Origin of the sequence: Nitratireductor sp. XY-223, from assembly GCF_004959855.1 — a bacterium.
In the GTDB taxonomy this organism is placed as follows: Bacteria; Pseudomonadota; Alphaproteobacteria; order Rhizobiales; family Rhizobiaceae; genus Hoeflea_A.
Map to the genome: position 1 here is coordinate 562,362 of NZ_SPNT01000002.1, position 19,295 is coordinate 581,656.

Consider the following 19,295-nt stretch of genomic DNA (forward strand, 5'->3'; position numbering starts at 1 on the left):
CGCGGTGATGATGGCTCGGTTTCCACTCCTCTACGGCAATCTGCTGTGCCTGCTGCTGGCCCTGCTGCTGGCGGCCGCGCCTCTTTCGGGGGCCCGCGCGCAAGACATTCCCCGGCTCACGGAACGGGTCATGGACACGGCCGGAATCCTGCCGGACGGGGTCAAATCGCGGCTGATCGCGCAGCTTGCCGCCTTTGAGGACAAATCGTCCGACCAGCTGGTCGTTGCGACCATCCCGACGACCGGAGACTGGACGATCGAGCACTACGCCAACCTGATGTTCCGGCGCTGGGGGCTTGGCCAGGCGGAAGAAAACAACGGCGTCCTGCTGCTGGTCGCCGTCAACGACCGGAAGCTGCGCATCGAGGTCGGGTACGGTCTCGAAGGCACCCTGACCGACGCGCTTTCGAAACTGATCATCGACGAGACCATCGTGCCGGAATTCCGCGCCGGCGACTTCCCGGCGGGTATCCAGGCCGGCGTCGACAACATCATCGCCGTTCTGGAGGGCGACGCGGCGGAGATGCAGGCGCGCGCCGAGCGCAACGAACGCTGGATCGAACCCGACGACCTCATCGCCATCGGGTTTTTCAGCCTGTTCGGGCTGTTTTTCGGGGGCATGATCATCTTTTCGATCCTTGCCACGATCTTCGGCAAGAAGATCGCGCCCGGCCGCTACAAATGGTTGGGCGTGCAGGTTTCCGTGAGCAGCTCCGGCGGGTCATCGGGCAGCAGATCGTCCGGCTGGAGCAGTTCGAGCTCCGGGGGCTTTTCGGGCGGCGGCGGCTCGTCCGGTGGCGGCGGCGCATCGGGGAGTTGGTGATGCTGAGCAAAGCAGAACACGAACGGATCTCGGCGGCGATCACGGCCGCCGAGGCAAAGACCAGCGGCGAGATCCACTGTGTCGTTTGCGGCCGGTCGGATCCATATTTCATGGCCGCGGCGTTCGTCCTGTCATCCGCTGCGCTGGTGCTCGGGGCGGCGCTCGCCTGGATATTCCACTGGCTGTGGATCGAGGTCGGCACGGCGACATACGCCACGGCGCTGCTTTGCGCCTGGCTGCTTGCCATGGTCCTGATATGGCAGGTGCCGGCGCTGCGCCTGCGTTTCGTCACCAAGTCCGTGCGCTACCGCCGGGCGCACGCCCATGCCGTGCAGCAGTTCCTCGCCCACAATATCCACGCGACCGACGGGCGCACCGGCGTCCTGATCTTCGTGTCGCTCGACGAGCACTACGCCGAAATCATCGCCGACAGCGGCATATCCGAGAAGGTCGACCAGGAGCGCTGGAACGCCATTGTCCGCACGGTGACCGAGGGTGCCGCAAGCAGCAAACTCGCGGATGCGCTGACGGCGGCGGTGAGCGATGCCGGCGCGCTTCTGGCCGAGCATTTTCCGCCCGGCCCGGACGACCGGAACGAGCTTCCGGATCGTGTTGTCGAACTGTAATTCAACCGGCTAAATTTTTACCGCGCCATGGCGTGATAATCGTCGTTCGGCCGCATGTCGGTCGCCGATGCCATGCGGTTGGACATATTGAAGAAGGACGCGGTCGCCGCGATGTCCCATATGTCGCGGTCCGTGAAGCCGGCAACGCGCAGTGCCTGGCGGTCCGCCTCGATGATCTTGTCCGGCTGCTCGGTCAGCTTGACAGAGAAGTCCAGCATCGCCGTCTGGCGCGCATCGAGATCGGCGGCGCGGTAATTCATGGCGATCTGCTCGCCGAGGGCCGGATTGCCGGAAAGCTGCCGCACCGCCGCGCCGTGGGCGCTGAGGCAGTAATAGCAATGGTTTACCGAGGATACCGCGACGGCGATCATTTCCCGTTCCAGCTTCGACAGGCCGGAATCGCCGAGCATCAGGTCGTTGTAGAGCATGCTGAAGGCCTGCAGCTTGGCCTCGTCGAACGCATAGGCGAGAAGCACGTTGGGGATCATGCCCAGCTTTTCCTGGCACTTGTCGAAATAGGCCCTGGTCTCCGGGCTCAATTCGGCCATCGGCCCCGTTTCGAGAGCGGTTATCGGGCTTTCTTTGCTGGTCATACGAAGACTCCGGTCTGTTCATTTTTGGTGGTGCAGTTTTGCCGCTTATCCGGTAACTGTTTTGTTAGCATTCATCGCCGCCGGGGGTCGAGGCCCCGGCGGGGTATAGGGGGAGTAAGACATGGGTACGCGCCGGCACCCGAAGCGTGACAAGCAGATCGCAAGAATTGCCGAGATCCTCAGCCAGAAAAAACAAGACTACATCGAGCCCGACTACCTGTTCGGCCATGTCAGCGCCGACGATGTGCTTTTGTATCGGCCGGAATCCCTTGCCGCCGCCTGCGTGCATGCCCGAAAACAGCTCGACGAGTGGAACGGCAAGGACACGCGCATCGATGTCGGTCCAGTCGAGGGGGTGGACCTGGCCGGCAGGTCCCTCACCGTCATCACGCTCATCGACAAGAACATGCCGTTCATATTCGATTCCGTCATGGGTGAGGTTTCGCACGCGCACCGCGATATCTGCCTCGCCGCCCACCCGATCCTGAAGCTCAAGCGGGCTCCGGACGGCGCGATCAGGGAAATCGCGCCGGCGGCGGGCGGGACTGCCGAGGATGACTGGCAGAAAATCAGCGTCGTGCAGATCCATCTGCCGCGCCTCTCCGCCGAAGCGATCAAGCTTTTAAAGGCCAATCTCCTCAAGGTGTTCGACCAGGTGCACCGGGCAGTGGCCGATTGGGCATCGATGCTCGAGAGGCTCGACAAGATCGTCGTCGAGTTGCAGAACGCCGGCGGCAGTCAGCACCTGGCGGAGCGCGAGGAGGCGCTGGCCTTTCTCGAATGGCTGCGCGACGACAATTTCACCTTCCTCGGCATGCGCGAATACCATTTCCGTGGAACCGGACGCGACGCGACTGTCGAACGGGCGGAGGCGACGGGGCTAGGCATTCTGTCCGATCCGAATGTACGGGTGCTGCGGCGCGGCAGGGACCCGGTGACCACGACGCCCGAACTGCTCGCGTTCCTCCAGGGTCCCGACGCGCTGATCGTAACCAAGGCCAATGTGCGCTCGCTCGTGCACCGCCGCACCTATATGGATTATGTCGGCGTAAAGCGTTACGACGAGAGCGGACGGGTGACCGGCGAACTGCGCATCGTCGGCCTTTTCACCTCCACCGCCTATACGCGATCGGTGCAGCGCATCCCGCTGCTGCGCTCCAAGGCCTACGCCGTGGTGGAGAGCTTCGGTTTCGATTCGGAAAGCCACTCGGGCAAGGTGTTGCTCAATGCGCTCGAGAGCTATCCGCGCGACGAGCTGTTCCAGATCGACGTGCCGATGCTTGCCGGCTTTTGCGAACAGATCATCGAGCTCAGCGACCGGCCGCGGGTGCGCGTGCTGCCGCGCATCGACCGTTTCGACCGGTTCGTGTCCGTGCTCGTCTACGTTCCGCGGGATCAGTACGACACCGACGCGCGCGGGCGCATCGGCGCCTATCTCAAGGACGTGTTCGACGCCCGGCTTTCGGCCTACTACCCCGCCTTTCCCGAAGGCGGGGTGGCGCGCGTGCATTTCGTGCTCGGCCGCTCGGGCGGGCGTACGCCGCGCGTGTCGCAGGAAGTGCTTGAAAATACCGTGCGCCGCATCGTCACGCGCTGGGAAGACCAGTTCTCGACGCTGGCCGGCGTCGATGCGCTGGCGCTGCACACATCCGACGCCTATCGCGACAACTTCACGCCGGAAGAGGCGGTCGAGGACCTGCCGAGCTTCCTGCAATGCGACGAAGACATCCCGATCTGCATCGATTTCTATCAGCGCGACGGCGAGGCCAGCGAAAACCTGTCGCTAAAGATATTTCACCTGGACGCGCCGGTGGCGCTGTCGCGCCGGGTGCCGCTCCTGGAGAATCTCGGCTTCAACGTGATCAGCGAACAGACATTCGAGGTCGCCGTCGGTGTCGACGTGACGCAGACGCGCAAGGTCGTGCTGCACAATATGGAGCTCGTCCATCGCGACGCCATGCCGGTCGACCTCGCCCGGCTAGTCGATCTGCTCGACGAGGCGTTCCTGGCGACCTGGTTCGGACGCATCGACAATGACAGTTTCAACCGGCTGGTGATCAATGCGGGGCTGACGGCGCGCGAGGTGAAGGTGCTGCGCGCCTATGCGCGCTATCTGCGACAGGCGGGCATCACTTATTCGCAGGGCTATATCGCCGGCACGCTCAACCGCTACCCGGAGATCGCCGCCGAGATTTTCGGCCTGTTCCGGACCCGTTTCGATCCCTCCCTCAAGGCCCGTGCTGCCGCCAAGGAATTCGAGGCGATCATCGACCGCATCGAAACCGCGCTGGCGCGGGTGCCGAGCCTCGACGACGACCGGATCTTCCGCCGGTTCATCAACGTCATCGCGTCGACCCTGCGCACCAACTACTACCAGAAGACCCGCGACGGCGGCGTTCACGACGCGCTGGCCTTCAAGCTGGATCCGCGGGCACTCGACGGCATTCCCGATCCGCGGCCTTACCGGGAGATCTTCGTCTACGGCTCGGATGTGGAAGGCGTTCACCTGCGCTTCGGTCCCATCGCCCGCGGCGGCCTGCGCTGGTCCGACCGGGCGCAGGACTACCGCACGGAGGTGCTCGGGCTGGTTAAGGCGCAGCAGGTCAAGAACGCCGTTATCGTGCCGGTGGGCTCCAAGGGCGGCTTTTATCCGAAGAACCTGCCGACCAGCGGCACACGCGACGACATCTTCAACGCCGGCCGCGAGGCGTACAAGATCTTCATCTCGACGCTCCTGTCGGTGACCGACAATATCGTCGACGGCAAGGTCGTGTCGCCGAAAAACACGCTTTGCCATGACGGAGACGACCCCTATTTCGTGGTCGCCGCCGACAAGGGGACCGCGACCTTTTCCGACACGGCGAACGCGATCAGCCAGGAGCACCATTTCTGGCTCGACGACGCCTTCGCCTCCGGCGGCTCCGACGGCTACGACCACAAGAAGATGGGCATCACCGCGCGCGGCGCCTGGGAGGCGGTGGAGCGGCATTTCCGCGAGATGGATATCGATATCCAGAAGACCGAGTTCACAGTCGTCGGCGTCGGCGACATGTCGGGCGACGTCTTCGGCAACGGCATGCTCTTGTCGCCGGTCATCCGCCTCGTTGCGGCCTTCGACCACCGCGACATCTTCATTGATCCGAACCCTGACAGCAAAACATCCTTCGCCGAGCGCAAGCGTCTCTTTGCCCTCGGCCGCTCGAGCTGGCAGGACTACGACAAGTCGATCCTGTCGGCCGGCGGCATGATCATCTCGCGCACCGAGAAATCGGTCAAACTCAGCAAACAGGCAGCGGCCGCGATCGGCCTGTCAGCCACCGTCGCCACGCCGTTCGAGATCATCACCGCGATCCTGAAAGCCGATGTCGACCTGCTCTGGTTCGGCGGCATCGGAACCTATGTGAAGGCCGCCGGCGAGAGCGATGCGGAAGTCGGCGACCGCACGAACGACCCGGTGCGCATCGTTGCCAGCGAGGTGGGCGCCAAGGTCATCGGCGAAGGCGCCAATCTCGGCGTGACGCAGCGCGGCCGCATCGAGTTCAACCTCAATGGCGGGCGCTGCAATTCGGACGCCATCGACAATTCGGCCGGCGTGAACTCCTCCGACCTCGAGGTCAACATCAAGATCGCGCTGTCGGCCGCGATGCGCGCGCAGCGGTTGTCACTGGCCAATCGCAACAAGCTGCTGATTTCGATGACCGACGAAGTGGCGTCGCTTGTGCTGCGCAACAACTACCTGCAGACACTGGCCATTTCCCTCGTCGAGCGGCGCAGTGCCCGGGCAACCGGAGACCTGGTGCGGCTGATGAACAAGCTGGAGAGCGAGGGTCAACTGGACAGGCACGTGGAGACGCTGCCCGACAACCAGACGCTGGCCGAGCGCGTGGCCGCCGGAAAGCCGCTGACGCGGGCCGAAATCGGGGTGCTGCTTTCCTACGCGAAGATCGTGCTCTTTGAGGATCTGACAAAGAGCCTCCTGCTGGACGATCCCTATTTCGATTCCGAACTGCTCGGCTATTTCCCCGAACGCATGCACAAGGCCCATGCCGGCGACATCCGCGAGCACCGGCTGCGGCGCGAAATCATCGGCACGGTGCTGGCCAATGACGCCATCAACCGCGGCAGCCCGGTATTCATCAACCGTCTGGTGGATGCGACGGGCATGCTGCCCTCCGACATTGTCAAATGCTACGTGATGGTGCGCGACGGTCTCAACCTCCCGGCGCTCTACGACGCGATCGACGGGCTGGACAACAAGGTCCCCGGAGAAATCCAGAACGAGCTCTACGCCGGGGTCGGCCATGTCATCCAGATGGTTTCCCGCTGGGCCCTGAAGACGGGGATCAATTCCGAACCGCTGGCGCCGACCATCAAGGCGATGCGGGCCGCCGCCGAGGCGCTCGAAGACGTGCTGCCGTCGCTGGTGCCCGGTAATATGCGGGAGGAAACGGAGCGCTGGTACGAGCGGGCCGTCAGCCACGGCGTGCCGAAGAAACTCGCCCGGCAACTGTCGCAGATGCCGAGCCTGGCGCTGATCCCGGAAATCATGAAGATCGCGTCGGCCGCCAAGGCGGACCTGAAAAAGACGGCCAAGACCTTCTTCGATGTCACCGAACTGTTCCGCATCGGCCGGATGGACCTGGCGGCCCACCAGGCGACCGTCTCCGATCACTACGAGGCGCTGGCAATCGCCCGCAGCCTCGACGAGATCTCGGCGGCGCGGCGCCTGATCACGACGACGGCGCTGGAGAAATTCGGCAAGGACAAGGAGCCGGTGGCCGCCTGGCACGCGGCGGACCAGACCCGCATCGACCGCGGCCACGCGCGGATCGGCGAGATGATAGAGGGCGGCGAGATCAACATCGCGCGGCTGACGGTCGCCGCCGGCATGCTGGGCGACATCGCGCGGGGCAGGAACTGACACCCGGGGGTCCCGGACAGGAGCGGATATGAGCGAGGCTGCGCAGCCGACGGCACAAACCGACCGCAAGGGCATTTACGGCTGGATGATGTTCGACTGGGCCACCCAGCCCTTCCACACGCTGATCATCACCTTCGTGTTCGCGCCGTATTTTACTTCGCATGTCGCATCGACACCCGTGAAGGGGCAGGAAATCTGGGGCTACGCCACCGGTCTCGGCGGACTGGCCATTGCATTGCTGGCACCGGTTCTCGGCGCCATCGCCGACAGCACCGGACCGCGAAAACCGTGGATCGTGTTCTTCTCGATCGTCGGCGTCGTCGGCTGCTGGCTGTTGTGGTACGCGGTGCCGGAAACCGACGCCGTGACGATTGCCGTCATCGGCGTGGTCCTGGGCCTGATCGGCATGGAATTCGCGGCCGTCTTCAACAACGCGATGATGCCCGACCTGGTGCCGCGCTCGCATCTCGGCCGGCTGTCCGGTTCGGCCTGGGCGCTGGGTTACATCGGAGGAATAATATCGCTTGTCCTGGTCCTCGGTTTCATGTCCGCCACGCCTGAAAGCGGAATGACGCTGTTCGGCCTGACACCCATTTTGGGGCTCGACCCGGCCACCTATCAGGGGGACCGCGCGTCCGGGCCGCTGACCTCGCTGTGGTACGTGATATTCGTCCTGCCGATGTTCCTGTTCACGCCGGACGCCCACCGCAGAATGTCCCACAGCGGCGCCGTCATGCGCGGTCTGCGCGAGCTTGGCGATACGCTACGCAAGCTGCCGGCGCAGAAGAGTTACTTCAGTTACCTTGTTTCCAGCATGCTCTACCGTGACGGGCTGAACGCGCTGTATGCCTTCGGCGGCATCTATGCGGCGGGGGTTCTCGGCTGGTCGATCATCCAGATCGGCGTCTTCGGCATCCTTGCAGCGGCGACCGGGGTTTTCGGCGGCTGGCTCGGCGGCAAGGCCGATGACCGCTACGGGCCCAAGGCGGTGGTCTCCACCGGAATTGTCATCCTGACCCTTTGCTGCCTGGTGATCGTCTCGACGTCCAAGACCGAGGTGTTCTTTATACCCGTTGGCGACACCGATGTTCCCTCATCACTGCCAACCATCGTCTTTTACGTCGCGGGTTGCCTGATCGGTGCCGCCGGTGCGGCGCTTCAGGCTGCGTCGAGGACGCTCCTTGTCGACCAGGTCGAACCGGACCGGGTGACCGAAGCGTTCGGGCTCTATGCGTTGTCCGGAAAGGCGACGACTTTCGTCGGTCCGCTGCTGATCGCACAGGCCACCGGACTGTTCGACAGCCAGCGTATCGGTGTGACACCGGTGATCGCATTGTTCGTGGCCGGTATCGTCCTGCTGCCCTTCGTGCGCAGCGCGCATTCGAAGCCCGCCTAGACAGGGCCGGCCCGCCGCTTCGTGCCATTCGCGGCAATCGGGCGTAGACTGTTCTTCCAATCGAAGGGAGAGCAGCATGGACGACGCGGTCTACAAGCACATCAACATCGTCGGGACCTCCACGCAGAGCGTCGAGGGCGCGATCGAGGGCGCCGTCGCCAAGGCGGCGGAAACGGTCAAGAATATCAGCTGGTTCGAGGTCGTCGACATTCGCGGCCATATCGAAAACGGCAAGGTCAGGCACTACCAGGTCGGCGTCAAGCTCGGCTTCCGGCTGGACTGAGCAGCGGCGCCGGCACTAGTGCCTGAAATGGCGCATGCCGGTCAGGACCATGGCGATGCCGGCCTCGTTGGCGGCCTTGATGACCTCGTCGTCGCGCATCGAGCCGCCCGGCTGGATGACGGAAGTCGCGCCCGCCTCGATCGCCGACATCAGGCCGTCGGCGAAGGGAAAGAAGGCGTCGGACGCGACGGCGGAGCCTTTTGTCAGCGGCTCTGAAAGCCCTTGCGCATCGGCGGCATCCTGCGCCTTGCGGGCGGCGATGCGGGCCGAATCCACCCGGCTCATCTGGCCGGCGCCGATGCCGACGGTGGCGCCGTCCCTGACATAGACGATGGCGTTTGACTTGACGTGCTTGGCGACGCGGAACGCGAATTTAAGGTCATCCAGCTCGGACGCCGACGGCGCCCGTTCGGTCACCACCTTCAGGTCGAGATCGTCGACGACGCCGTTGTCGCGCGACTGCACCAGCAGGCCGCCGGAAACCGTCTTGGCCGACAGCCCCGCGGCGCGCGGGTCCGGCAGGCCGCCGGTGGTCAGAAGCCGCAGGTTCTTCTTCGCTCCGATGATCGCCTTCGCCTCGTCGGTGACATCCGGCGCGATGATGACCTCGGTGAAAACCTTGACGACCTCATGCGCCGCAGCCGCGTCGAGCATGCCGTTGAAGGCGACGATGCCGCCGAAGGCCGACACCGGATCGCAGGCGAGCGCCTTCCGATAGGCGCCGGAGAGGTCGTCGCCGATGCCGACACCGCAGGGATTGGCATGTTTGATGATGGCGCAGGCGGCGCCCCTGTCCGGGGCGAACTCGGCGACGAGCTCGAAGGCGGCGTCCGTGTCGTTGATGTTGTTATAGGAGAGCTGCTTGCCCTGGTGCAGCGTGGCGGTGGCGACACCCGGCCGGTTTTCGCCGGTCACGTAGAAACCCGCCGTCTGGTGCGGGTTCTCGCCGTAGCGCATGACGTCCCCGAGGGCGCCCGCGACGGCGCGGTGGCGCGGATGCTCAACGGATAGTTCGTCGGCAAACCAGTTCGAGATCGCCGCATCGTAAGCGGCGGTGCGGGCGTAGGCTCTTGCGGCCTGCTGCTGGCGGAACGCATAGGATACGGCGCCGTTCCGCGCTTCGAGTTCACCGACCAGCCCGTCATAGTCCGCCGGGTCGGTGATCACCGTGACATAGGCATGGTTCTTGGCCGCCGCGCGGATCATGGCCGGGCCGCCGATGTCGATATTCTCGACCGTTGTCGGGTAATCGCCGCCGGCCGCCCGGACCGCCTCGAACGGATAGAGGTTGATGACGGCGATATCGATCGCAGCGATGGCGTTTTCCCGCATCGCCGCGGCGTGGTCGTCATCGTCGCGGATGGCCAGCAGGCCGCCATGCACCGACGGGTGCAGCGTCTTGACGCGCCCGTCCATGATTTCCGGAAAGCCGGTGAGTTCCGAAACGTCGCGCACCGCAATCCCGGCCTGCGCTATGGCGGCTGCCGTCCCGCCGGTCGAGATCAGCTCGATGCCGCGCGCCGCCAGTGCCGCGGCGAATTCGACAAGGCCGGTTTTGTCGGAGACCGACAACAAAGCACGTTTCGGCGTGACCAGTTCGGGCGCGGGGATTTTCTTGGAGGCAACGGCCATTGCGGGCTCCTGGGCAGTCGGAAATACGCGACAGTGCGCACCGTCGGGCGGGCGTCCTGTCGTGGGGTGCGGAAACTGCCGTCCGCCTAGCACAACGGCGCTGAAGATAAAACAGCGAAGCGCCGAATGGGCGTCACGAAAGCGCTTTGCCCTGCTTGTACATCCGGCGGTACTGGTTGGGAGACTGGCCGGTCCAGCGCTTGAACGCACGGGAAAAAGCGGAAGGCTCGGAAAAACCGACCAGATAGGCGGTCTCGTTGACGGAGGCCGACTGTCCCTCGAGATAGAGTCTTGCGATCCGCTGGCGTAGATCGTCGAGCACCTGCGAAAAGGAGGTTCCTTCCTCCTTCAGCCTGCGGAAGAGCGTCTGACGGCTGAAGCCCAGTTCGGCGGCGATCGCATCGGCGTTGACTTCGCCGCGATGCAGCACCGGCAGCAGCAGGCTTTCTATCTGCCCCTTGAGGTCGCGTGTGGCGTCCAGTTCCCGCAGCAGCGCATCGGCGTGCCGGGTCAGCAGGCCGAAGACATAGCGCGGGTTCTGGGCAACCTTCCAATCGGCGATTTGGGGATGGAGTTCGAGGGCGTTCCATTCGGCGCCGAAGTGGACCGGGCACTGAAATATGCGCTCGTATTCCGCCCCATAGGCCGGGCGCGGGTGGGTTACATACACGGAGAGCACATGGGGTCGCGGCAAAAAACGCCGCGGCCCGCAGACCAGGCTGACGAAAGCCGCTTCCGTGAGCTCCGGGACGGTATCGGGATCCCGTCGCCGGTCGACCATGTACAGCCTGCCGCCCCTGTTCACGAGTTCAAACCGGGGCCCGTCGGCGACATTCTCGACTTCCGCCGCCAGGCGCCCGTAGCGCTGCAGCTGCAGGAACGCTTCGCCCATCGTGGCGGATGCTTCCATGATGAGCCCGACGATGGAGACCTGCGCCATGCCGACCTGTTCGGCGAAGTGCAACGCCAGGGCGGGATCGCCGGTCAGGGACTGGGCTGCCCGCATGAGGCCGACATAGCGCTGCAGCGGCAGCCTTTTGTCGGGGTCGTGCAGCGCGCCGGGATCGATGTCCGCGCGCATGGCAAGGGTCGCGGGATCCGCACCGTTGCGCGCGGCAAATGCCATGAGGCCGGCGACAAGGCCGGCTGAAACCGTCGGCTGAACCAAATCCGTTTCCTGTTACGTTCGGTCATGTTCGTGCGACGAACGATCATGGCCGGCTATCTGATGGTAAAATATTGAGTGGAAGCGGAAATTTCCACAAATCAATGGTTCCGGACGGAACGGGCATCAAGAAGGATAATGACAGGAATGCAGATGCGGATACCAAACACACCAGAATCGCGGGCCGACCAATGAAGGCGGTCGTTTGCAGGAAATACGGGCCGCCGGAGGTTCTCAGCCTGGCGGAGCTTGAAAAACCGGCCCCGGGGAAGGGGCAGGTATGCGTTAAAATCGTCGCAACGGCGGTTACCGCCAGCGACTGCAGGGTGCGTGCCTTCAGGTTTCCCATGTGGCACCCGATGATCCTGATGTTCAGACTGATTATCGGCGTTACCGGGCCGAGACGGCCCATTCTGGGTCTCGTGTTGGCCGGTGAAGTCGAATCAGTCGGCGAGGACGTTACGAAATTCAAACCGGGAGATCAGGTCTACGGCATGACCGGTGCGGATTTCGGAACCTATGCCGAATTCAAATGCCTGCCGGAAAACGCCTGTCTGGTAAAGAAACCTTCTTTCATGAGCTATGAGGAAGCAGCGGCCGTTACCTATGGCGGCCTCTTAGCCGGCTACTGTCTGGAAAAAGGCGAAATTCACAGGCGGAAGAAAGTGCTGATCTATGGTGCTTCGGGTGCTATCGGAACAGCCGCTGTTCAACTTGCCAAGCAAACCGGAGCGGAGGTTACCGGAGTATGCAGCACCGCGAACCTCGATCTGGTCGAATCACTGGGTGCCGATATGGTGATCGATTATACGAGGGAAGATCGTATCGACACCGGCGAGCGTTATGATTTTGTATTCGACGCGGTGGGCAAGGACAAAAGCTCAAAATTGAAAGTCAGCTGCCGCAAGGCGCTGACCCGCAGTGGCAAATACCTGTCGGTCGATGATGGCATGCTCAAATCCCGCACTGAAGACTTACACAAAATCAATGAACTGATGGAATCGGGACGGTTCCGGGCGGTCATAGACAGGACCTACACGCTGGACCAGATTGTCGAGGCGCACTGCTATGTCGACACGGGCCGCAAGAGGGGAAATGTCGTGATCGACGTCTAATACCCGTGCACGGCCGGCAGGTGCTTGGACCTTAGCGCGCCTTAGCCCTTCTTGGCCTTCGGCACGGTGCGGACCATGCTCCAGCTTACCTCGGACTGCTGGGCGATGATGAAATGCAGGCAAATCTGCTGGGAGCGGCGCGGACCTGCCAGATCGGCGAAAAATATGTCATCCTCGATCTCGGCCGCCGCGTCGGGCGAGAAAAACGTCCAGATTTCACTGTCGGGTGCGGTCAGCACGATGTCGTTGTTGTTGTCACGGGAGATGGCGATCTTCGGGTGGATGTGAAAGCGGATAACGCCCGGCGTTTCTCCGTCGATCAGCAGTTTGTGGCTTGCGGATTTTGCGATGCGGTCGCGGCCGGTCACCATGTTGCCGTCGGCGCTCAACTGGATGGAACGTTCGTGGATCAGGCCGAAAAGCTCGGCATAGCCGTCATGGCGGGCGATGAATCCCTGCCGGCCGTCGGCCTCGTCGCGGCGTTCCAGGTCGACCTTTTGTGGTCCGTTCGTCATGATCGGACCGAGGAAGCTCGAACCCGAGATGGTGGCCGAGGACGTATCGTCGATGATCAGCGTCGAATGGGCCGCCGTGGCGCGGGCGAGCCGGCGGTATTCGGCGTGGTAGAAGGCCGGCGATCCGGCGTTGACGATGAAGCGGTGATGGCCGGACGACAGTTCGAATGAAAGGCATCCGGCATGCGCGGTCGCCGACAGTTCGCCGGCCGGATAGGGGCCCGTGTCGGCGATGATGACCGTATTGTGGTTGGAAAGGCGCTGATAGTTCATCTGCGGTGTCGACCGCGGCGGCTCGCCGGTCGATTCATCGTAGCGCAACACCGACAGGAGACGGTCGGCCGGCTGCGCGGTGCAGCCGTTGAACAGGGCAAGCGTGCCGTCCACATGACGGAAGAACCGCAGCGCCTGGAACATCCTGTCGATGCTGGAGACCAGCCCCTTCGGCGGGGTGTGACCGAGATTGAGATAGGTCTGGCGCAACGGCAGCAGATCGGCAAGAAGCGTCATCGCCACCTGGGGGTTGCGCGATATGTGTCCGCCGTCCGGCAGGATCTGCTTGTCGATCTCCTGGTCGAGAAACCGGGCGGCATGGCGGATCGCCGCCGGCGTTGCCGGAAGGGCGAGCGTTGCCATGGCCAGAGCGATGCGCACGCGGAAGCGTTTCTCCCCGTCGCGCATGGCCGGCGCGATTTTCCGCAGGTAGCGGATCTGCAGCGCCAGGCTCCTGATGAAGCGGCGGTAAAATCCGCGGTCCTGTTTCTTCAGGATAATCGGCGAATGCGAGAGCCAGGCAATGACCCGCTGCGCGGTGACATTGGCATCCCAGCCGATACCCGAATAGCGGCGTCCCCAAAGGTTGATCCAGTCCTCTGTCAGCGTGCGGGCGTCGGCAAATGACTCTTCGGTGTTTGCCGCGCGCAGGTGCCGGAGCCAGCGAAAACTGTGCAGCATTTCGTCGAAACCGAGGGACGGGCCGGTGTACAGGAAAGGCGAGTCGTTGTCGGTCTCCAGCACCCTGCCGGCGAGTGGATAACGACCCTGGTGGATTTCGTGGGCGATATAGGGATCGGCGATCCGCAGATCCGTCGGCGCGACGACCAGTCGGTCTGGTGACGAGCCCCAAAAACGCCAGGGACTGGCGCGACCGACAGCAACCTGGCGGGAAACCCGGCGCCAGCTTTCACGGAAATACAGTGGCAAAAACTGCCGGAAATGCAACAATACTGCTGCCAATTCTAGTCCCCGTACACCCCATTACTGAGGCCCCTTGGCGAGACTATAACATAAGACCCAGATGACCGCAGACATAAAATTGGGGAGTTAACAATCATCCCTTGCGGATCAGCACGGAGGCAAAAAACCCGTCCATTCCCGATAGTTGCGGCGTTTCGCGTTCGAGCATGGCCGGATGGGTGCGGACATCGCCGCGCGCGGTTACGGCCGTCTCGAGACCCGGTAGACCGGTCGTCTCGACGGGCCTGCGCGAGATGTCCGGCAGCGATTCCAGCACGCGCTCGACCAGGTCCTCACCCTCCTGCGGATCGAGGGAGCAGTTGGAAAACACAACCGTGCCGCCCGGTCTCACGAGTGTCAGCGCGTGCCGCAGCATACGCTCCTGCAGGGCGGACAGTTTATCGATGTCGGCGGGGCCTTTCGTCCACGGAACATCCGGATGGCGGCGCACCGTTCCCGTTGAGGAACAGGGCGCGTCGAGCAGCACGGCATCGAAGGGTGTGTCCGGCCGCCATTCGAGCAGATCCGCCTGCACGATCTCGGCCTGCAGTTTCAAACGGTCAAGGTTCTCCGTCAGTCGCCTGAGGCGGTTGCGCGAAAGGTCGACTGCGGTTACCCGGGCGCCGTCGGCGATCAGCTGCGCGGTCTTGCCGCCGGGCGCTGCGCAAAGATCGGCGATGCGTGCGCCATCGACGTCGCCGAACAGCCTGGCGGGGATCGCGGCAGCGGCGTCCTGCACCCACCACGCGCCTTCTGCAAAGCCGGGCAGTTGGGTGACCGATCCCTCAAACGGCTTCAATCGCACCGTTGCGGTCGGCAGAACAATGCCGCCCAGCCGGTCCGCCCAGGCCTGCGGCTCGCTCTTGACGGTCAGGTCAATGGGGGGCAACGCCGCATGGGCTGAGAGAATCCTCTCAGCGTCCGGGCCGTAGGCGGCCTTCAGCCGCTCGTAGAACCATGGCGGCGCATTGATCGTCTTTGCCTCGATTTCCGGCAGAAGCCGCGCCTTCTCGCGGATCAGACGGCGAAGGACCGCATTCACCAGCGCGGCATAGCGGCGGTTTCGCGGATCAAGGTTCGCCTGCTCGACCGCAAGATCGACGGCCGCGTGGTCGGGCGTGTCGAGATAGAGGATCTGTGCCGCGGCAATCGTCAGCACGTGCGAGAGAGCGCGCGCGCCGCCCGGCAGCGGACGGTCGACCAGGTGCGCCAACGCCGCCTCGATGACGGGAAGGTGGCGCAGGGCCGAGAGCAGAATGGCGCGCACCAGCGCCTGGTCGGCGGCCTCGAGATTGCGGAAGGCGGGATTGCCGCCTGCGGGATCGAGCAGCCCGTCCAACGGCGTCTTCCTGTCGATGACCGCGGCGAGCAGCTTTGCGGCAGCCCGGCGCGGCGCAAGTCCCGGCTTGTCGGCCCGGCCGCCCTTCGCGCCGGCGGCTTTCGCCTGATTCACGACCAGGGACCCTTGATTTCCCGGTTGCCGCCGTTCCGGCCCCACGGGCCGCCATGGGTTGCCGACTGCCGGCCGGGCGGGTCCGACCTCGGCATGGCCGGGCCATCGCCCTGGCCGCGGAACTCGGCTTCCATCTTGCGCAGCGCCGCGATCCGGTTCTCCGTCGCCGGGTGTGTGGAGAACAGGCCGTCCATGCGCTGGCCCGACAGCGGATTGATGATGAACATGTGGGCCGTGGCAGGATTGCGCTCCGCGTCCTCGTTGACGATGCGCGGCGCGCTGCCGGCAATCTTGCCGAGCGCCGAGGCGAGCCACATCGGGTGGCCGCAGATTTCCGCGCCGCCGCGGTCGGCGGAGTATTCGCGCGTCCGGCTGACGGCCATCTGGACGACCGCGGCGGCGAGGGGCGCCAGGATCATGGCTGCGAGCAGGCCGATTATGCCGAGCGGATTGTTGCGTGCGCCGCGGAAGAAGAAGGCGAAGTTTCCGAGCATCGATATGGCACCGGCCAGCGTGGCCGTGATCGTCATGGTCAGCGTGTCGCGATGCTTCACATGGGCCAGTTCGTGCGCCATGACACCGGCGACTTCCTCGTGCGAAAGCCGGTGCAGCAAGCCCGCGGTCGCGGCAACAGCGGCGTTTTCCGGATTGCGGCCGGTGGCAAAGGCATTCGGCTGGTCGTTCTTGATCAGATAGACCTTGGGCATGGGCAGGTCAGCGCGCTCGGCCAGCTGGCGCACAATGCCGTAGAACTCGGGCGCCGAGCGTTCGTCGACCTCGACGGCGTGGTGCATGCGCAGGACCATCTTGTCGGCGTTCCAGTAGGAAAACAGGTTCATGGCCGCGGCGATGGCAAGCGCAATGAGCATGCCGCCGGTGCCGCCGATCAGAAACCCGATCGCCATGAACAGCGCCGTCATAAAGGCCAGCAGCATTGCTGTCCGCACCACATTCATGCCATGTACTCCATTGTCCGGGCCGGTGGGATACCGGTCATTACTCCCTATATGTTGGGAGTGGCAATCAATAGTTCAATGCGCAATCGATCCGGTAACGCCATGGGTGAAAAACCACAATCACAATCGGAAAAAGAGGCGATCGATACCGATCCGGCGCCCGGCGGGCACCTTCGGGATCTGCCGCCGGCGGCGCAGCGCGCGCTGGCGGAGGCCGAGGCGCGCCGCAAGGCGCGCGGCGGCGAGAAAAAGCCGCCGAAGGAAATCGGCGGGCGCGGCGGCAAGGATCCGGCGCGCTACGGCGACTGGGAAATCGACGGACGCGCCATCGATTTCTGAAAACCGGTGCCGGCGACAGCCGGTTAACCCGGCGTTAGCCATACGGGCAGACAGCGCCGCGGCGTTCGCCGCTTCCGCGCCTTTGATGCCCCTTGATTAACCTTTGGGCAACATCGCTCCGATAGACACGATGCAATCGAATATTTGCGTACCGATAATTGCGGGTTCTTGCAGCCTGCGCATTTTTAAAGGTCTTTTGGAAACAGATGTTGAGGTCCGGTCAGGCGAAAATATTCTAGCCTAGAAATCATACAGATACAGTTTTAGTGAGATGCAGATCGCCGCTGGTTGGATGGGAACCGGTGCCGCGGTTCAAGGCCCATCGCGGCCGTCAATCACAAGAGCAAATGTATCCAGCAGGACGTGGCAGCCGCGGGCGGCCGCCGTCCGACGGATGCATCGGGGCGAATGTTCTTCAGAGCTAAGGAGTTAGCTGAAGATGAACATTGAATCCGCTATGCGCAAATGTCGCCGGTTGACAGGCGACAGACGCGGCAACTTCGCCACGATGTTCGGTCTCGGCGTTGCCGTGATATTCCTGGCCGCCGGCATGGCTGTGGACTATTCGCTGGCACTCCTGAACAAGACGCGGGTCAACAACGCGCTTGACGCCGCAACCCTGGCAACCGCCCGGGCCATCGCCTCCGGTGAGGTCGATCCTACCGTTACGGACGAGGCCGAGGACTACCTGGAGGCCATCTTCATGGCCAATCTCGGCGTCGACGACCTGACGACCAGCGACTATTCGCTCGACAGCATTACCATCAATACCACCAATCAGTCGGTCGCGGCATCGGCAAGCATCGAACAGGATTTCAACCTGCTGCAGGTCGCCACCAGCGAGGACACGATCACGGTGTCCAGTTCCTCGGCGGTCAGTTACGGGGTTTCCGACATCGAGGTGGCAATGGTTCTGGACGTGACCGGCTCGATGCGCGGCTCAAAGCTGACCGCGCTCGAAGACGCTGCCGAACTGGCGGTCAAGGACCTGCTCAGCATAAACACCGACGCCAAGGACTATGTGCGCATCAGCCTTGTGCCCTATGCCATCGGCGTCAATGTCGGCCCGGATCTCGTTCGGTACGTCTATGCGGATGCCTATTGCGAGACCAGCGATGCCCCCGTTTACAACGCGACACTCTACTCAAGCACCGGCGTCGGCTACGACTGGGAGGATTTCCAGGACAATAACGGGTCCTGTGACAGCGGTTCGACATTTCTTAACAACGATTTCCCCGTCCAGTATGCCGGCGGCTTCCTGTTCGGCGCCGCTGCCGGACTTGGAAGCAGCTACGGCTATGACGGCTACACCTTCGGCGGCGCCCGTGTCTTCAAGGCACACCACGGCGGTGGAGGCGGCGGCGGCGGAGGCGGCGGTGGAGGCGGCGGCGGCAGCGACGACGACGACGACACCTGGGACTTCGTCACCGAAAGCGACGGCACAAACTCCGACTATTGCGCCTCCGACCGGAAGGAGCCGGCCAGCGGCGGTACCTCCTACCAGTACAGCGACGCCAACCCGTCAAACGGCATGATCAGCCGCGACGCCCGGCTCGAAGAGGACGATTGTCCCGATTCCGAGATCATCACCCTGACCAGCAGCGAGAGCACGCTGACAACCGCCATCCGCGACTTTTCCGCGAGCGGCTACACGGCCGGACATATCGGGCTGCAGTGGGGTTGGTACACGATTTCCCATGACTGGGCGGGCTACATGCCGACCGGGTCGGAACCGGCCGACCATACGGATCCCGACGAGGAAATCGCCAAGTACATCATCATGATGACCGACGGTATTTTCAATACCGCCTTTGCGGATGTCGAATATGAAGATTTCGACTACGGGGATCAGGACGATGATTCCTATACACATTTCGCGGCACTTTGCACGGCCATCAAGAATGACGAGATCACGATTTTCACAATCGGGTTCGAGCTTAATGATTCAGATGCGCTGGACGCCCTTGACAGCTGCGCGACGGACGACACCAGCACCGTCCAGTATTTTTACGACGTCGATGGCGCGGACGAATTGGAGGATACGTTCCAGGAGATCGCCAGCACGATCCAAAGCCTGCGGCTCACGCACTAGGGCCGACCCGAATTCGGAACGCGGCGTCCCGCAAGTTGCCGCTTCCGACCGATACACGTAACCGGATCGCAACCGACCCCCAATGGTTGCAATCCAAAAATAACAACTATTACGTGTATCCATAAAGCCTATGTTCAGCATACGGCTCAA

14 protein-coding genes are annotated in these 19,295 nt (G+C 63.3%); 8 read left to right on the top strand and 6 right to left on the bottom strand.

Annotated features, from left to right (window positions below):
* The first annotated feature begins 7 nt into the window (after positions 1–7).
* Both E4M07_RS09255 and E4M07_RS09260 read left to right on the top strand, forming a co-directional pair.
* Complete coding sequence (locus E4M07_RS09255) at positions 8–823, top strand: TPM domain-containing protein (protein WP_136658020.1); 816 nt, start codon at positions 8–10, stop codon at positions 821–823.
* The gene (locus E4M07_RS09260) at positions 823–1,449 is read left to right on the top strand and encodes a TPM domain-containing protein (RefSeq protein WP_136658021.1); all 627 of its coding nucleotides are present in this window, start codon (positions 823–825) and stop codon (positions 1,447–1,449) included. The genes E4M07_RS09255 and E4M07_RS09260 overlap by 1 nt, the downstream gene beginning before the upstream one ends.
* A gap of 17 nt (positions 1,450–1,466) precedes the next feature.
* Here the strand turns inward: E4M07_RS09260 and E4M07_RS09265 are convergent, their stop codons facing one another.
* On the bottom strand, positions 1,467–2,042 hold the full coding sequence (locus tag E4M07_RS09265; RefSeq protein ID WP_136658022.1) for a peroxidase-related enzyme: 576 nt from the start codon (positions 2,040–2,042) through the stop codon (positions 1,467–1,469).
* 121 nt (positions 2,043–2,163) lie between these two features.
* Here E4M07_RS09265 and E4M07_RS09270 point away from each other — a divergent pair, with 121 nt between their 5' ends.
* From E4M07_RS09270 to E4M07_RS09280, 3 genes are all read left to right on the top strand, one after another.
* On the top strand, positions 2,164–6,963 hold the full coding sequence (locus E4M07_RS09270; RefSeq protein WP_136658023.1) for an NAD-glutamate dehydrogenase: 4,800 nt from the start codon (positions 2,164–2,166) through the stop codon (positions 6,961–6,963).
* A gap of 28 nt (positions 6,964–6,991) precedes the next feature.
* Positions 6,992–8,359: an MFS transporter gene (locus E4M07_RS09275; RefSeq protein ID WP_136658024.1), complete on the top strand. Its 1,368-nt coding sequence runs from the start codon at positions 6,992–6,994 to the stop codon at positions 8,357–8,359.
* Between the two features lie 76 nt (positions 8,360–8,435).
* Positions 8,436–8,642 carry a dodecin gene (locus E4M07_RS09280; protein ID WP_136658025.1) on the top strand — a complete coding sequence of 69 codons (207 nt, stop codon included), beginning with the start codon at positions 8,436–8,438 and terminating at the stop codon, positions 8,640–8,642.
* 15 nt (positions 8,643–8,657) lie between these two features.
* Here the strand turns inward: E4M07_RS09280 and purH are convergent, their stop codons facing one another.
* Entirely contained in the window at positions 8,658–10,274 is a 1,617-nt protein-coding gene (gene purH / locus E4M07_RS09285; RefSeq protein WP_136658026.1) for a bifunctional phosphoribosylaminoimidazolecarboxamide formyltransferase/IMP cyclohydrolase, read from the bottom strand.
* 133 nt (positions 10,275–10,407) lie between these two features.
* Positions 10,408–11,442 (bottom strand): AraC family transcriptional regulator, encoded by a 1,035-nt coding sequence (locus E4M07_RS09290; protein WP_136658027.1) that lies wholly within the window; start codon positions 11,440–11,442, stop codon positions 10,408–10,410.
* Between the two features lie 101 nt (positions 11,443–11,543).
* Between E4M07_RS09290 and E4M07_RS09295 the strand changes: the two genes are divergently transcribed.
* Entirely contained in the window at positions 11,544–12,554 is a 1,011-nt protein-coding gene (locus tag E4M07_RS09295; protein ID WP_206057207.1) for an NAD(P)-dependent alcohol dehydrogenase, read from the top strand.
* 41 nt (positions 12,555–12,595) lie between these two features.
* Here the strand turns inward: E4M07_RS09295 and E4M07_RS09300 are convergent, their stop codons facing one another.
* From E4M07_RS09300 to htpX, 3 genes are all read right to left on the bottom strand, one after another.
* A complete protein-coding gene (locus E4M07_RS09300; protein WP_136658482.1) occupies positions 12,596–14,293 on the bottom strand; it encodes a heparinase II/III family protein in 1,698 nt (565 codons plus the stop codon).
* Between the two features lie 106 nt (positions 14,294–14,399).
* Positions 14,400–15,758, bottom strand: coding sequence for a transcription antitermination factor NusB (locus E4M07_RS09305; protein ID WP_246660397.1), 1,359 nt, complete (start codon positions 15,756–15,758; stop codon positions 14,400–14,402).
* On the bottom strand, positions 15,755–16,714 hold the full coding sequence (htpX, locus tag E4M07_RS09310) for a zinc metalloprotease HtpX (RefSeq protein WP_136658029.1): 960 nt from the start codon (positions 16,712–16,714) through the stop codon (positions 15,755–15,757). Before htpX ends, E4M07_RS09305 begins: the two co-directional genes overlap by 4 nt.
* Before the next feature lie 141 nt (positions 16,715–16,855).
* Between htpX and E4M07_RS09315 the strand changes: the two genes are divergently transcribed.
* The gene (locus tag E4M07_RS09315; RefSeq protein ID WP_348640519.1) at positions 16,856–17,053 is read left to right on the top strand and encodes a DUF1674 domain-containing protein; all 198 of its coding nucleotides are present in this window, start codon (positions 16,856–16,858) and stop codon (positions 17,051–17,053) included.
* Between the two features lie 439 nt (positions 17,054–17,492).
* Positions 17,493–19,145: a pilus assembly protein gene (locus E4M07_RS09320; protein WP_136658031.1), complete on the top strand. Its 1,653-nt coding sequence runs from the start codon at positions 17,493–17,495 to the stop codon at positions 19,143–19,145.
* The last annotated feature ends 150 nt before the right edge of the window (positions 19,146–19,295 follow it).